This window comes from Streptomyces sp. NPDC046303, from assembly GCF_055588085.1.
Genome location: NZ_JBVJFA010000012.1, coordinates 89,118 through 104,605 on the forward strand (window position 1 = coordinate 89,118; position 15,488 = coordinate 104,605).

Here is a 15,488-nt window from a genome sequence, read left to right on the forward strand (position 1 = left end):
CCATCCTAAGGCCCGTACGGGGCATCCCGGCCGCCGCCCGGATCCGCTCAGTAACTGGGAAGCGTCCGCGGGCCGAGATCGCCGCGGGCGGGCGGATGCGCGACACGGACGGTGGCGCTCAGCACGGAGAGCCCTTCGGTGGCGACGACCACGGGCTCCAGGGAGACCGCGACCACCTCGGGGTGGTCGTCCACGAGCCGGGACAGCCGCAGGAGCAGCTCCTCCAGGGCGGCGGTGTCGACGGGGTCGCTGCCGCGCCAGCCGAAGAGGAGGGGGGCGGTCCGGATGGACCGGATCAGTCCGGCGGCGTCCCGGTCGGTGGCCGGGACCAGGCGGTGGGCGGTGTCCCCGAGCAGTTCGGAGGCGACGCCGGCCAGCCCGAAGGAGAGGACGGCGCCGGCGGCCGGGTCGATGACGGAGCGGACGACCGTGTCGACCCCGCGGGGCACCATCGTCTGGACCACCGGCTGGAGCTCCGCCGGCTTCCCGAGCAGCGCGGTGAGGTCCGCGTACGAGCGCCTCAGCTCGGCCTCGTCCCTGAGGTCGAGCCGTACGCCGCCCAGGTCCGCGCGGTGGCGCAGGTGCGGGGCGGTGGTCTTGAGGGCGACCGGGTAGCCGAGGATCCCGGCGGCGCGGACCGCCGCGTCGGGGCTGGGTGCGGGCAGGGCCGGCAGGACGAGGATCCCGTACCGCGCGAGCAGCTCGCGGGCGTCCCACTCGGCCAGCGTGAGCACGGCTCCGCCGTCGACGTCGGCCAGCAGCCGCGCCAGCTGGGCGGCGGCACCGGGCTCGTCGATGTCCTCGAACTCGGGGACGTGCCCGGCCTCGGCGTTGGCCCGCCGCCACTGCCCGTACCGGACGGCCTCGGCGAGGGCCTTCACGGCCCGCTCGGCGGCGGGATAGCTCGGGATCGTGGTGCCGGGCCCCCGCTCTGCCCGGTCCGGCGCCTCGACGGGCGGCGCGGCGGGGTCGCCGGGCAGCGGCGCCGGCGGCCCGTACGGCGTCACGGGGCCGGGGTCGGGGGCGGAGCCGCCGGACAGGGCCTCGGCCAGTTCGCCGAGTTCGACGTGGACGACCGCCACCGGCTTGCCCGCGTGCCCGGCCGCCGCTGCGCGCAGCGCATCGGCGAGGTCGTCCGCGGGATCCTGCTCGTTGACCCACGGGATCGCGGTCACCACGACCGCGTCGTTGTCGTCGGAGGCCAGCGCCGCGGACAGCGCCGTACGGAAGTCCTCGGGCGAGGCCGCGGTGGTCAGGTCGATCGGCGGCAGCGGCCGCAGGCCCTGGGTCAGGCAGGCGTCGTAGGTGAGGACACCGAGGGACTCGGAGTTTCCGAGGATCGCGACGCGCGGTCCGGCGGGCAGCGGCTGCGAGGCCAGCAGCAGCCCGGCGTCCACCAGCTCCGTCACCGTGTCGACGCGGATCACGCCCGCCTGCCGCAGCAGGTCGGAGACGGTGGCGTCCGGCAGCCTGGTGTCCGGGACCACGTGTCCGGCGGGGGTGTGGCGGCCGCCCTTGGCGACGACCACCGGCTTGACGGCTGCCGTCCGCCGGGCGAGGCGGGTGAACTTGCGCGGGTTGCCCAGGGTTTCCAGGTAGAGCAGCGCGACGTCGGTGGCCTCGTCGTCGTACCAGTACTGGAGGATGTCGTTGCCGGAGACGTCGGCGCGGTTGCCGGCGGAGACGAAGGAGGACAGTCCCTCGCCGCGGCGCAGCAGGGCGGAGAGCAGGGCGATGCCGATCGCCCCGGACTGCGTGAACAGGCCCGTCCGGCCGCGCATAGGCATCGGCGCCGGCGTCAGCGAGGCGTTGAGTTCCACCTCCGGCGCGGTGTTGATCACCCCGTAGGCGTTCGGGCCGATCAGCCGCATCCCGTACGAGCGGACCTGGCGCACGAGTTCGCGCTGGCGGGCGAGTCCGGCCGGGCCACTCTCCCCGTACCCGGCGGAGAGCACCACGAGCCCCTGCACCCCGTGTTCGCCGCAGGCCGCGACCACCTCGGGGACGCGGTCCGCCGGAACCGCGATCACCGCCAGGTCGACGGGTGCGCCGATGGCCTCGATCGTGCGGTAGGCCCGTACGCCGTCGAGCAGGTCGCGCGTGACCTCCTCGTTGACGGCGTAGAGGTGGCCGTGGAAGCCGCTGTCGCGCAGGTTGCGCAGGGTGGCGGCGCCCACGCCGGCGCCGGAGCGGCTGACTCCGATCACCGCGACCGATCCGGGGGCGAGCAGCCGCTGTACCGAGCGGGCCTCGGCGCGCTGTTCGCGGGCGCGCTGGACGGCGAGGGATTCGGCGGTCGGTTCGAGGTCGAGGGTGAGGTGGACGGAGCCGTCCTCGAAGCTGCGCTTCTGCTGGTAGCCGACGTCCGTGAACACCTTGATCATTTTGGTGTTGGCGGGCAGCACCTCGGCGGCGAACCGGCGGATGCCGCGCTCCCGGGCCACCGCGCCGATGTGTTCGAGGAGGGCGGAGGCCACCCCGCGGCCCTGGTGGGCGTCCTGGACCAGGAAGGCGACCTCGGCCTCGTCGGAGGGACCGGAGGCGGGCCGTCCGTCGGCGCCGATGCGGTCGTAGCGGACCGTGCCGATGAACTCCCCGCCGATGGTCGCCGCGAGGCCGACCCGGTCCACGTAGTCGTGGTGCGTGAACCGGTGCACGTCGCGGTCGGAGAGCCGGGGGTAAGGGGCGAAGAAGCGGTAGTACTTCGACTCGTCCGAGACCTGCTCGTAAAAACTGACCAGTCGGCCCGCGTCGGCGGGGGTGATGGGCCTGATCCGGGCGGTGCCGCCGTCGCGCAGGACGACGTCCGCCTCCCAGTGGGCCGGGTACGAGGGGTCCGACTCGGTGGTCATGGGCCTACCTTACGGCCGGAAACCGCCTGGCAGCGTGCGCGCGGCGCATCGGGCACACTGGGGCAAAACGATGCAAGCTGGGGAAGGTCGAACGGCGGAGGATCCGGACCGAAGGCCGGTCGGAGCATTCCGGGCGTCGTGAGAGACTGGTCTAGACAACCGTTAGCACCTGAAGGGCATCACCATGGCAGAGCGCCGCGTCAACGTCGGCTGGGCCGAGGGCCTGCACGCTCGTCCCGCCTCGATCTTCGTCCGTGCGACGACCGCCTCCGGCGTCCCGGTGACCATCGCCAAGGCCGGTGGCGACCCCGTCAACGCCGCTTCCATGCTGGCGGTTCTGGGCCTGGGCGCCCAGGGCGGCGAGGAGATCGTCCTCGCGTCCGACGCCGAAGGCGCCGAGGTGGCGCTGGACCGCCTCGCGAAGCTGGTCGCCGAGGGGCTCGAGGAGCTCCCCGAGACCGTCTGACCCTTCGGGTTCGACACCTCCGTCGACCGTCACACCGCAGCGACCCACACGGTCCGCTCGGCCCGCACGCGAAAGCCGCGGCCCCCGCCATCCGGGGCGCCGCGGCTTTCGCGTGGACGCACGTCTACGCACATGTACGCGGGTGAATTCGACGCCTCGGGAATTCGGCGCACAATTCAGCCCGCCGGGGCCGAACCGATCACGAAAAAGGGCGGCAGCGGCGCACGAATACCGCTCCTTCCGTCCCTTTGTATACGGGCCCTGTTAATGACGGCCGCTCGGCATGTTTACGGCAGGTTGCGAAGTGCTCACGGCCACCCGCACCCGCAGCCGGTGCGCGCCCGCCGCCCGGTCGGCGTGGAGGGCCGCCAGCGTCCGCGCCCGCTCCGCGTCCCCCCGCGCCACCGCGTCCACGATCGCCCCGTGCTCCGCCCAGGAGTCCACCGGCCGGGCCGGCGCCTCCACCACGTACATCCACGCCAGCTTGTGCCGCATCTGCGTGAGCAGCGCGATCAGGCCCGGGCTCCCGGAGGCCTGCGCGAGCGTCTCGTGAAACCAGCCGCCCAGGGAGCGCAAGTCCTCGCCCTGGCCCCGCCTGGCCCGCTCCTGACCCAGCCTGACCAGCCCGCGGAGCACTTTCAGGTGGGCCTCGGTGCGCCGCCGGGCCGCCCTGGCGGCCGCCAGGGGCTCCAGCAGCATCCGCACCTCGAGGAGGTCGGCGGCCTCCTGCTCGGTCGGCTCGGCCACACAGGCGCCCGCGTGGCGCCGGGTGGTCACGAACCCCTCGGACTCCAGGGTCCGCAGCGCCTCGCGCACGGGGACCCGCGACACTCCGTACCGGCGGGCCAGCACCTCCTCGGTCAGCCTGCCGCCCGGCTCGAAGACCCCGGAGACGATGTCGTCGCGGATCGCTGTGCATACCGCGTGCGCGGGAATACGCAAGACCGGACCTCCGCTATTTCCGATATTCAACCGCCATGCCAATGCCGCGCACATCAAAGCCGCGCATGCGCGTGCTGCGACTCTATTGCAACACACGATAATTTCCGAGAGCGGCCGGAAATGACAAACATGTTTCCGGTGGAGCAGCACGAAGGCCCCGGCTCGGGGAGCCGGGGCCTTCGGTGAAGCGCTGGGGTGCGGTCAGAGGCTGACGCCGTGCGAGCGCAGGTACGCGATCGGGTCGATGTCCGAGCCGTAGTCGGCACCGGTGCGAGCCTCGAAGTGCAGGTGCGGGCCGCTGGAGTTGCCCGTGGAGCCCGAGAGGCCGATCTGCTGGCCCGGGGTGACCTGCTGGCCGACGGAGACGCTCAGCGAGGACAGGTGCCCGTACTGGGTGTACGTACCGTCGTTGTGCTTGATCACGACGTTGTTGCCGTAGGCGCCGCCCCAGCCGGCCTCGACCACGACGCCGACGCCCACCGCGCGGACAGAGGTGCCGGAGGCGGCGTGGAAGTCGATGCCCGTGTGGCTGCCGGAGGACCACATGCCGCCGCCCGCCTTGTACTGCGTGCTGACGTACGAGCTGTCGAGCGGGGAGACGAAGGTGTTGAGGCGCTTGCGCTCCTCCTCGCGGGCGGCGCGCTCGGCGGCCTCGCGCTCCGCCTTCGCCTTGGCCTCGGCGAGGCGCTTGGCCTCGGCGGCCCGCTGCTTCGCGTCGGCCTCGGCCTGCGCCTTGGCGGCGGCGTGCTCGGCGGCACGCCGCTGGGACGCGGCCTGGTCCTCGATGTCGCCCGCGAGATCGTCGGAGACGACGACCGCGCCGAGCGCGTTGTCCGGGGCGGAGTGGGTGTTGCCGTTGTCCGCGGCGAAGGCCGGGGCGGCGAGGGAGCCGACGACACCAGTGGTGGCGAGGGCCGCTATGCCGGCGTAGCCGGCGGTCTTGCGGCTCAGACGACTGGAACCACGGTGCTTACCGGCGGCACGACTGCCAAACGCCATGAAGGGGCTGATCCTTTCCTTCCCTCTCGCCTACCGGGTTAGCTGACGGGTTCGGAGCAGGAAGGTCTCCTACGGACCTCCTCTTGCGAGGCGGTCCGATTCACCCCAGGGACTGATGTGGGCCCCCGGCTCCCCAGGCTCGCGCCTGACGGGGACTCGGCGATCGCTGCCCGGTGCCGCGGATGCGGCGGGTACAACTGACGGACAGCACGGGTGACGCTAGGCGGATCATCAGTCAATCGCCAAACAGACACGCCCTTTTGTTGCGTACGCCACACCACATAAAAGCAACCTCTCCACTAAACGGACAAAAGGGGCCCCGGCGGACAAGCCCGCCGAGGCCCCTCGCCGTGCGGCCGTTCGGCCGCACGGAGGCCGTCAGTTGGTGACGACGCTCACCGGTCCGATCCCCAAGGCCCGCACCGGCTCCTCGATCTGCGCCGCGTCACCCACCAGCACGGTGACCAGGCGGTCCGCCGGGAAGGCCTTCACGACCGCCGAAGTCGCCTCCACCGTGCCGGTTTCGGCGAGCTGCGCGTACAACTGCGCCTGGTAGTCGTCCGGGAGCTCCTGCTCGACCTGGTCGGCCAGGGTGCCCGCGACGGAGGCCGCCGTCTCGAACTTCAGCGGGGCCACGCCCACCAAGTTCTGCACCGCCACGTCCCGTTCGGTCTCGGTCAGGCCGCCCTCCGCCAGCGTGCGCAGCACCTTCCAGAGGTCGTCGAGCGCCGGGGCGGTGTTCGGGGTGTCCACCGAGCCGCTGATGGCCAGCATCGAGGCTCCCCTGCCGTCGGCGGTGGAGCGCAGCACCTGGCCGAAGGCGCGCACGCCGTAGGTGTACCCCTTCTCCTCGCGCAGCACCTTGTCCAGGCGGGAGGTCAGGGTGCCGCCCAGGCAGTACGTGCCGAGCACCTGGGCCGCCCAGACCCGGTCGTGCCGGTCCGGTCCGATCCGGCCGATCAGCAGCTGCGTCTGGACGGCGCCGGGCCGGTCCACGATGACCACGCGGCCCGTGTCGTCGGCGGTCACCGGAGGCACCGGGAGCGGCTCGGCGGTGTCGCCCGTCCACGTGCCCAGGGTGTCCGCGAGGACCGCGTCCAGGTCGATGCCGGTCAGGTCGCCGACGACCACCGCGGTGGCGGTGGCGGGGCGTACGTGGGCCTCGTAGAAGGCGCGTACGGCCGCGGAGTCGATCCGGGCGACCGTCTCCTCGGTGCCCTGGCGCGGGCGGGACATGCGCAGGGTGGCCGGAAAGAGCTCCTTGGAGAGCTGCTTGGCGGCGCGGCGCTGCGGGTTGGCCAGCTCGTGCGGGATCTCGTCGAGCCGGTTGCGCACCAGCCGGTCGACCTCGGCGTCGGCGAAGGCCGGCGCGCGCAGGGCCTCGGCGAGCAGGCCGAGGGCCTTGGGCAGCCGGGAGGCCGGGACCTCCAGGGAGACGCGCAGGCCCGGGTGGTCGGCGTGCGCGTCGAGGGTGGCGCCGCAGCGCTCCAGCTCGGCCGCGAACTCCTCGGCGGAGTGCTTGTCGGTGCCCTCGGACAGGGCGCGGGCCATGATCGTCGCCACGCCGTCCAGGCCCTCGGGCTCGGCGTCCAGCGGGGCGGCGAGGTTGACCTCGACCGCGATCACCTGCTGTCCCGGGCGGTGGCAGCGCAGCAGGGTCAGGCCGTTGGACAGCACCGAGCGGTCGGGGGCCGGGAAGGCCCACGGCTGCGGTTCCCCGGCCTGCGGGCGCGGGTGGAAGGTCATCGTGACGGCTGCGGTGTCGCTCACTGCTCCGCCCCCTCGTTCTCGTCGTCGTTCTCGGCGGACTCGTCGGAGCCGGCCAGCGGCTCGTAGACCAGCACCGCGCGGTTGTCCGGGCGCAGCCGGGCCGCGGCCACGGCCTGCACCTCCTCGGCGGTCACGTCGAGGACGCGCTGCACGGCGGTCAGGGCCAGCTGCGGGTCGCCGAAGAGCACCGCGAAGCGGCACAGCTCGTCGGCCCGGCCCGCGACCGTGCTCAGCCGGTCCAGCCACTCGCGCTCGAGCTGCGCCTGGGCGCGCTCCATCTCCTCGGCCGTCGGGCCCTCGGCGGCGAACCGCGCGAGCTCCTCGTCCACGGCCGCCTCGATGTCGGGGACCTCGACCCCGCCGGAGGTCTTGACGTCCAGCCAGCCCAGCGAGGGCGCCCCGGCCAGCCGCAGCATGCCGAACCCGGCCGCGACGGCCGTCTGGTCGCGGCGCACCAGGCGGTTGTGGAGCCGCGAGGACTCGCCGCCGCCCAGCACGGTCAGCGCCACGTCCGCGGCGTCGCACTCGCGGGTGCCGTCGTGCGGGAGCCGGTAGGCGGCCATCAGCGCACGCGCCGGGACCTCCTCGACGACCTCCTCGCGCAGCTCGCGGCCGATGACCTCGGGCAGCGAACCGTCCCGGGGCGGCTGCTTGCCGTCGTGCGAGGGGATGGTGCCGAAGTACTTCTCGACCCAGGCGAGCGTGCGCTGCGGGTCGATGTCGCCGACGATCGACAGCACCGCGTTGTTGGGTGCGTAGTACGTACGGAAGAAGGTGCGCGCGTCCTCCAGGGAGGCGGCGTCCAGATCGGCCATGGAGCCGATCGGCGTGTGGTGGTACGGGTGGCCCTCGGGGTAGGCGAGGGCGGTCAGCTTCTCGAACGCGGTGCCGTACGGGACGTTGTCGTACCGCTGGCGGCGCTCGTTCTTGACGACGTCGCGCTGGTTCTCCATGGACTCCTCGTCCAGGGCAGCCAGCAGCGAACCCATCCGGTCCGCCTCCAGCCACAGCGCGAGCTCCAGCTGGTGGGTCGGCATCGTCTCGAAGTAGTTGGTGCGCTCGAAGCTGGTGGTGCCGTTGAGGGAGCCTCCGGCCCCCTGGACCAGCTCGAAGTGCCCGTTGCCCGGTACGTTCGCCGAGCCCTGGAACATCAGGTGCTCGAAGAGGTGAGCCAGGCCGGTACGCCCCTTGACTTCGTGACGCGAGCCGACGTCGTACCAGAGGCAGACCGCGGCGACCGGGGTCAGGTGGTCCTCGGAGAGCACCACGCGCAGGCCGTTGGCCAGCCGGTGCTCGGTCGCTGTCAGGCCGCCGGAGCCGGCCTGGGCTGTGGCCGTGTGACCCATGGGCATGTGGTCCCTTCGATACGCGATGCAGAGATTTCCGTCAGACCTGCCACTGTATGCAAGCGCGTCGACGACCGGATAAGTTCCCGGGTCACCCCCCGGGGTCGGAGTCCGGGTTGTCGGTGCCTCGGGCCACAATGGTCCGCGTCAGACCCCCCAGCACACTCATTCTTGGTTAAGGAGCCGCGCAGCGATGGCCCGCCGCAGCACGAAGACCCCGCCGCCGGAGGATTTCGAGGAGAAGATCCTCGACATCGACGTCGTCGACGAAATGCAGGGCTCCTTCCTCGAGTACGCGTACTCGGTGATCTACTCCCGTGCCCTGCCCGACGCCCGCGACGGCATGAAGCCGGTGCACCGCCGCATCGTGTACCAGATGAACGAGATGGGTCTGCGCCCCGACCGCGGCTACGTGAAGTGCGCCCGTGTCGTCGGCGAGGTCATGGGCAAGCTCCACCCCCACGGCGACGCGTCGATCTACGACGCCCTCGTGCGCATGGCCCAGCCCTTCTCGATGCGGCTTCCGCTGGTCGACGGCCACGGCAACTTCGGTTCCCTCGGCAACGACGACCCGCCGGCCGCGATGCGTTACACCGAGTGCAAGATGGCCGACGCCACGTCACTGATGACGGAGTCGATCGACGAGGACACCGTCGACTTCACCGCCAACTACGACGGCCAGGAGCGGGAGCCCGTCGCACTGCCCGCCGCCTACCCGAACCTGCTGGTCAACGGCGCGTCCGGGATCGCGGTCGGCATGGCCACGAACATGCCCCCGCACAACCTCGGCGAGGTCATCGCGGCCGCCCGCCACCTGATCCGCTACCCGCACGCGGACCTGGAGGCGCTGATGCGCTTCGTCCCGGGTCCCGACCTGCCCACCGGCGGCCGGATCGTCGGCCTCTCGGGGATCAAGGACGCGTACGAGAACGGCCGCGGCACCTTCAAGATCCGCGCGACGGTGGCGGTGGAGAACGTGACGGCGCGCCGCAAGGGCCTGGTCGTCACAGAACTGCCCTTCACGGTCGGCCCCGAGAAGGTCATCGCGAAGATCAAGGACCTGGTCGGCTCGAAGAAGCTCCAGGGCATCGCGGACGTCAAGGACCTCACCGACCGCTCGCACGGCCTGCGCCTGGTCATCGAGATCAAGAACGGCTTCCACCCGGAGGCCGTGCTCGAGCAGCTGTACAAGCTGACGCCGATGGAGGAGTCCTTCGGCATCAACAACGTGGCCCTCGTCGACGGGCAGCCCCTCACGCTCGGCCTCAAGGAGCTGCTGGAGGTCTACCTCGACCACCGCTTCGAGGTCGTCCGGCGGCGCAGCGAGTTCCGCCGCGGCAAGCGCCGCGACCGTCTGCACCTGGTCGAGGGCCTGCTGGTGGCGCTCCTCGACATCGACGAGGTGATCCGCCTCATCCGGGACAGCGACAACTCCGCCCAGGCCAAGGAACGCCTCATCGAGCACTTCTCGCTGAGCGAGATCCAGACCCAGTACATCCTGGACACGCCGCTGCGCCGGCTCACCCGCTTCGACCGCATCGAGCTGGAGTCCGAGCGCGACCGGCTGACCGGCGAGATCGACGAGCTGACCGGGATCCTGGACTCCGACACCGAGCTGCGCAAGCTGGTCTCCTCGGAACTGGCGGCGGTCGCCAAGAAGTTCGGCACCGAGCGCCGCACGGTCCTGCTGGAGTCGGCGGGCACGGCGGTCGGGGCGGTCCCGCTGGAGGTCGCGGACGACCCCTGCCGCGTGCTGCTGTCCTCCACGGGCCTGCTGGCGCGCACCGTGACCGGCGAGGCGCTGCCCGAGGAGGAGGGCGGCCCCCGCGCCAAGCACGACCTGATCGTCTCGCAGGTCGCCGCGACCGCCCGCGCCGACGTGGGCGCGGTCACCTCGTACGGGCGGCTGCTGCGGTTGTCGGTGATCGACCTGCCGCAGCTGCCGGACACGCACTCCGCGCCGAACCTGGCGGGCGGGGCCCCGGTCTCGGAGTTCCTCTCCGGACTGGAGGCGGACGAGAAGCTGATCTGTCTGACCTCGCTGGACGAGGCCTCGCAGGGCCTGGCCCTGGGCACCGAGCAGGGCGTGGTCAAGCGCGTCGTCCCCGACTACCCGGCCAACAAGGACGAGCTGGAGGTCATCACCCTCAAGGAGGGCGACCGGATCGTCGGCGCGGTCGAGCTGCGCACGGGCGAGGAGGACCTGGTCTTCCTCACCGACGACGCCCAGCTGCTGCGCTACCCGGCCTCGCAGGTGCGCCCGCAGGGTCGCCCGGCGGGCGGGATGGCGGGCATCAAGCTGTCCGAGAACGCCAAGGTGATCCACTTCTCGGCCGTCGACCCGGCCCGGGACGCGATGGTGTTCACCGTCGCGGGTTCGCACGGGACGCTGGACGACTCGGTGCTGTCCGGGAAGCTGACCCCCTTCGACCAGTACCCGCGCAAGGGCCGCGCCACCGGCGGCGTGCGCTGCCAGCGGTTCCTGAAGGGCGAGGACGTGCTGGTGCTGGCCTGGGCGGGCAACGCGCCGGTCCGGGCGGCGACGGCGAACGGCACTCCGGCCGAGCTGCCGGCCGTGGACCCGCGCCGCGACGGCTCGGGTACCGCGCTGCCCGCGTCCGTCGCGGCCCTGGCCGGGGGCGCGCTCTAGGACGGACGTCGCCCTTGGGGCGGTACGCCCCACGGGGGACGTACCGCCCCAAGGGCGACTAGTGTTTTCCCTCTTGGCACTGGTGGGTGGGGCGGGGAGAACAGAGCTGATGAGTCGTCGCTCGGGCGGAGTGATCGGGGACTGGGCGGAGGCCCAGCGCCGGATGCAGCAGACGCAGCTGATCCAGCAGCGGGAGGCGGAGCGCCGGCGGCGGGAGCAGCGGGCCGCCGACCGGCAGTACCGCGAGGCCGAGGCCCGGCGGCGTACGGAGCAGATCGAGGCGGAAGTCGCCGCCCTGCAGGGCCTGCTGGCCGCGGGGTGCCGGGCACCGGCGTTCCGGATGGCCGGGCTGGTCCGGTCCGAGCAGCTCGAAGCCTTCGATCCGGGCACGCTGGCGCATCCCGTACCGATGCCGCAGCTGCACCAGTTCCAGCAGCAGAGCGCGGGCTGGACCCTCGGCTCGAACCGGCGGGCCCAGGCGGAGCGCGAGGCACACGCACGGTACGCGCAGGCCTGGCAGGCCGCGCACGCCGCCGAGGCGCGGCGGCAGCAGCAGCTGGCGGCGTACCGGCAGCAGTACGACCGCTGGGCCGCGGAACAGCTGGCGGGGATCCGCGCCCACAACTCCGGCCTGACCGCGCTCGCCGGGGCCCTGCGCAGGGGCGACGCCGAGGCCGTGGTGGAGTACTTCTCGGCCGCCCTGTACGCGTCCACGGCCTGGCCCGAGCAGTTGCCGCGGCAGGTGGTGGCCGCGTACGACCCGGGAGCGCGCCAGTTGGTACTGGACTGGGAGCTGCCGGGGTACGAGGTGGTCCCGGAGACCAAGTCGGTGCGGTACGTGCCGAGCACGGGCCAGGACAAGGAGACCGCCCGGCCGGCCACGCAGCGGCGTGCGGTCTACCGGGACCTGCTGGCGCAGTGCGTACTGCTGGTGGTGCACGAGCTGTACGCGGCGGACGAGTTCGGCGCCCTGGACTCGGTGGTGGTCAACGGCTTCGTGGACGGCCACGATCCGGTGACGGGCCGGGAGGCACAGCTCGTGCTCGCCACCCTGTCGGCGGCCCGGTCGGCCTTCGAGGGGCTGCGGCTGGAGCAGGTCAGCGCGGTGGACTGCCTGGTGGAGGGGTTGCGCGGGCAGCTGTCGGCGCGGCCCGACCGGCTGACCGCGGTACGGGCCGGGCGCAGGCCCGACGAGGTCGGCGGCGGGGTCGTCAGCCACGGCGGGCACGCGGGCGGCGACCAGGACGAGCCGGATCTCTTCGAGATGGACCCGATCGCCTTCGAGAACCTGGTGGCGGAGCTCTTCCGGGCGATGGGCATGGAGGCGCTGACCACCCAGCGGTCGGGCGACGGCGGGGTGGACATCGAGGCGAACGACCCGTCCCCGATCACGGGCGGCCGGATCGTGGTGCAGGTCAAGCGCTACCGGAACACCGTGTCGCCCACGGCGGTGCGGGATCTGTACGGCACGGTCCAGGACAAGGGGGCGAACAAGGGGGTGCTGGTCACCACCGCGTCCTTCGGGCCGGGGTCGTACACCTTTGCCAACGGCAAGCCGCTGGAGTTGGTTCCCGGCGCCAGGCTCGTGGAGCTGCTGCACCAGTACGGGCTGCGGGGCCGTCTGGGCGGCGCCCCCGCGGACATCCCGGCCCAGCGGGCACCGGAGCCCTCCCCCTCCCCGGACCACAACGTGCTCGGCATGTCCTGGTCGGGGGCGGTCGCGCTCGACGTGTGCGCCCTGGTCTGCACGGGCAGCCGGGTGCTGAGCGAGGACCACTTCGTCTTCTTCAACAACCCGCGGACGCCCGACGGTTCGGTGCGGACCCGGGCCCACACGGCGCCCGACAAGGCCGCGCTCGAGGTCACCTTCGAGGCCCTGCCCCGCGAGGCCGACCGGCTGGTCCTGGTGGCCGCGATCGACCCGGAGGCCGATCCGCACGCCGACCTCGCCGGTTTCACGGACGCCCGGATCCGCCTCCTCGACGCGGCCGGCTCGGAGCTCGGGCAGCTGGAGGTCTCCGACGGCCGGGCCGGCGAGACCGCCCTCGTCCTCGGGTCCTTCCGGCACCGGGCCAACGGCGACTGGGACTTCGTCATGGGCGGCAAGGGCTACCGGGGCGGCCTGGAGGACCTGCTGCGCGAGTACGGCGTCGAGGTCGCCTAGGCGTCCGGAGCCCAGCTCTCCGACTCCGGCTCCGGCTCCGTCACCAGCTCCGGCTCCGGCTCCGACTCCGGCACTGGCTCCGGCTCCGCGGGCTGGGCCACGTACCGCAGTACCCCCCACATGCTCTCGGGGCCGAGCTCGTGCGGTGCCTCCTCGCGGCAGGCCCCCAGTTCGCGCAGCAGGCCCGGGCCGTCGGTGCCGGAGCCGATCAGGACCAGCTGCGTCAGCCGGGGCTCGCCCCGCCCCCAGGGCCCCGGGGCGAAGCGGAGGAACCGGCCGACCGCGTGGACCTCGTACCTCTCCTGGTGCCCGGGTACGCCGAAGTGGACGAAGCCCTTGATCCGGTACAGCCCGGCCGGGCGGCGGTCGAGGAAGTCGATGAACCGGCGCGGCGAGAGGGGCTGCTCGGAGACGAACTCGAGGCTCTCGTACGCCGCATGGGCGTGGGAGCAGTCGTCGTGGTCGTGGTCCCCGGACTCCGCGAGCAGGTCCTCGAAAGAGAGCTGTCCGCGGGTCTCGGTCCACGGCCGCCGGTCGAAGAGCAGCTCGGGGTCGATCCGCCCGTGGTCGGCGCCGACGACCGGGGTGCCCGGGGCGCACGCGGCGGCCACCAGGCCCTCGATCCGGGCCCGTTCCGCGGCGTCCACCCGGTCGGTCTTGTTGAGGACGACCAGGTCCGCGACGGCGAGGTGCCGGTCGGTCTCCGGGTGCCGGGCCCGGGTCGCCTCGAACTCCGCCGCGTCCACGACCTCCACCATCCCGCCGTAGCGGATGGCGGGATTCTCGCTGGCCATGAGCATCCGGATCATCTCCTGCGGCTCGGCCAGCCCGCTCGCCTCGATGACGATCACGTCGATGCGGTGCTCGGGGCCTGCGAGCTTCGCCAGGTAGGCGTCGAGCTCGCTGCCGTCGACGGCGCAGCACAGGCAGCCGCCGCCGAGGGAGACCATCGAGTCGCCCACCTGGCCGGCCACGGACATGGCGTCGATCTCGATCGACCCGAAATCGTTGACGACGACCCCGATCCGGGTGCCGGCACGGTGCGCGAGGAGGTGGTTGAGCACGGTGGTCTTGCCGGATCCGAGGAATCCGGCGAGGACGACGACGGGGATGGGCTGCCTGCTGTTCACCCGGCCGATCGTAGTCAGGCCGGCGCGGGGACCGGCTGGGGCGGGGTGGGCCCGGTGTACCGGGCGGCGGGCCGAATGATCTTCGAGTCGGTGGCCTGCTCCAGGACGTTCGCGCTCCAGCCCACGACGCGGGCCGCGCAGAAGGTGGGGGTGAACATCTCGCGCGGCAGCCCGCACAGTTCCATGACCACGCCCGCGTAGAACTCCACGTTGGTGTGCAGTTCCCGGCCCGGCTTGAGTTCGGCGAGGATCTGCTCGACCTGGCGCTCGACCTCGACGGCGAACTCCACCAGGGGCCCGCCGAACCCGCGGGCGATGTCCCGCAGCATCCGCGAGCGGGGGTCCTCGGTGCGGTAGACGGGGTGGCCGAAGCCCATGATCCGCTCCCCCGCCAGGACCCGCTCGCGGATCCACGGGCCGATCCGGTCCACGGTGCCGATGGCGTCCAGCGTGTCCAGGGCCCGGCTCGGGGCGCCGCCGTGCAGCGGGCCGGAGAGCGCGCCGATCGCACCGGTCAGGCAGGCCGCCACGTCGGCGCCGGTGGAGGCGATGACGCGGGCGGTGAAGGTGGAGGCGTTGAATCCGTGGTCGATGGTGGAGATCAGGTACCGCTCTATCGCACGGGCCTTGACGGGGTCCGGGTCCTGGCCGGTCAGCATGTACAGGTAGTTGGCGGCGTACGGGAGGTCCTCGCGCGGCTCCACCGGCTCCAGCCCCTGCCCCAGCCGGTGCAGCGCGGTCAGCAGGGTCGGGACGGCGGCGCATGCGGCCAGCGCGTCGGCGGCCCGGCGGGCCGGGTCGAGGTCGTAGACCGGGCGGAATCCGGCGGACGCGCCGAGCAGCGAGAGCGCGGTCCGCAGTCCGGCGAGCGGGCCGGAGAGCGCGGAGGCCCGGGCGAGGGCGGGGAGGGCGTCGCGGACGTCGGCGGGCAGCCGGCGCAACGGGGCGATCTCGGCGGCGAAGGCGGCGCGCCGGGCGGAGTCGGCGGGCAGGGCGCCGCGGAACATCAGGTGCCACACGTCCTCGAAGCTGCGGCTCCCGGCGAGCTCGACGGCCGAGTACTGGCGGTAGTGGTAGAAGCCCTCACGGCCCCGGACGTCACCGAGCTCGGTCTCGGTGACCACGACTCCCGCAAGACCGCGGGGCACTGCAACGGTGGTGGTGTTCAT

Annotated in this window: 10 protein-coding genes and 1 riboswitch; of the genes, 3 read left to right on the plus strand and 7 right to left on the minus strand. The window is 72.6% G+C overall.

Annotated elements, in window-relative coordinates; translation table 11 throughout:
• Positions 1 to 47 precede the first annotated feature (47 nt).
• Positions 48 to 2,852 (minus strand): bifunctional acetate--CoA ligase family protein/GNAT family N-acetyltransferase, encoded by a 2,805-nt coding sequence (locus tag ACZ6I1_RS14940; RefSeq protein WP_469287150.1) that lies wholly within the window; start codon positions 2,850 to 2,852, stop codon positions 48 to 50.
• Positions 2,853 to 3,036: 184 nt separating this feature from the next.
• On the opposite strand from ACZ6I1_RS14940, the gene ACZ6I1_RS14945 reads away from it, so the two are divergent.
• Positions 3,037 to 3,318, plus strand: a complete 282-nt coding sequence (locus ACZ6I1_RS14945) for an HPr family phosphocarrier protein (RefSeq protein WP_362052369.1) — start codon at positions 3,037 to 3,039, stop codon at positions 3,316 to 3,318.
• Between the two features lie 264 nt (positions 3,319 to 3,582).
• Here the strand turns inward: ACZ6I1_RS14945 and ACZ6I1_RS14950 are convergent, their stop codons facing one another.
• The 4 genes from ACZ6I1_RS14950 to ACZ6I1_RS14965 form a co-directional block, all read right to left on the minus strand.
• A complete protein-coding gene (locus ACZ6I1_RS14950) occupies positions 3,583 to 4,260 on the minus strand; it encodes a GntR family transcriptional regulator (RefSeq protein WP_469287152.1) in 678 nt (225 codons plus the stop codon).
• A gap of 201 nt (positions 4,261 to 4,461) precedes the next feature.
• Complete coding sequence (locus tag ACZ6I1_RS14955; RefSeq protein WP_469287153.1) at positions 4,462 to 5,259, minus strand: M23 family metallopeptidase; 798 nt, start codon at positions 5,257 to 5,259, stop codon at positions 4,462 to 4,464.
• A 12-nt stretch (positions 5,260 to 5,271) separates the two neighbouring features.
• A riboswitch (cyclic di-AMP (ydaO/yuaA leader) is annotated at positions 5,272 to 5,431 on the minus strand.
• Between the two features lie 206 nt (positions 5,432 to 5,637).
• The gene (locus ACZ6I1_RS14960; RefSeq protein ID WP_469287309.1) at positions 5,638 to 7,005 is read right to left on the minus strand and encodes a M16 family metallopeptidase; all 1,368 of its coding nucleotides are present in this window, start codon (positions 7,003 to 7,005) and stop codon (positions 5,638 to 5,640) included.
• A gap of 20 nt (positions 7,006 to 7,025) precedes the next feature.
• Positions 7,026 to 8,375 (minus strand): M16 family metallopeptidase, encoded by a 1,350-nt coding sequence (locus ACZ6I1_RS14965; RefSeq protein ID WP_469287155.1) that lies wholly within the window; start codon positions 8,373 to 8,375, stop codon positions 7,026 to 7,028.
• Positions 8,376 to 8,568: 193 nt separating this feature from the next.
• On the opposite strand from ACZ6I1_RS14965, the gene ACZ6I1_RS14970 reads away from it, so the two are divergent.
• A complete protein-coding gene (locus ACZ6I1_RS14970; protein WP_469287157.1) occupies positions 8,569 to 11,025 on the plus strand; it encodes a DNA gyrase/topoisomerase IV subunit A in 2,457 nt (818 codons plus the stop codon).
• A 109-nt stretch (positions 11,026 to 11,134) separates the two neighbouring features.
• Positions 11,135 to 13,189: a restriction endonuclease gene (locus tag ACZ6I1_RS14975; RefSeq protein WP_469287159.1), complete on the plus strand. Its 2,055-nt coding sequence runs from the start codon at positions 11,135 to 11,137 to the stop codon at positions 13,187 to 13,189.
• On the opposite strand, the gene ACZ6I1_RS14980 is transcribed toward ACZ6I1_RS14975, so the two are convergent.
• Complete coding sequence (locus ACZ6I1_RS14980) at positions 13,186 to 14,319, minus strand: CobW family GTP-binding protein (protein WP_469287161.1); 1,134 nt, start codon at positions 14,317 to 14,319, stop codon at positions 13,186 to 13,188. The genes ACZ6I1_RS14975 and ACZ6I1_RS14980 overlap by 4 nt on opposite strands.
• A 14-nt stretch (positions 14,320 to 14,333) precedes the next feature.
• Positions 14,334 to 15,488, minus strand: coding sequence for a citrate synthase/methylcitrate synthase (locus ACZ6I1_RS14985; protein ID WP_469287163.1), 1,155 nt, complete (start codon positions 15,486 to 15,488; stop codon positions 14,334 to 14,336).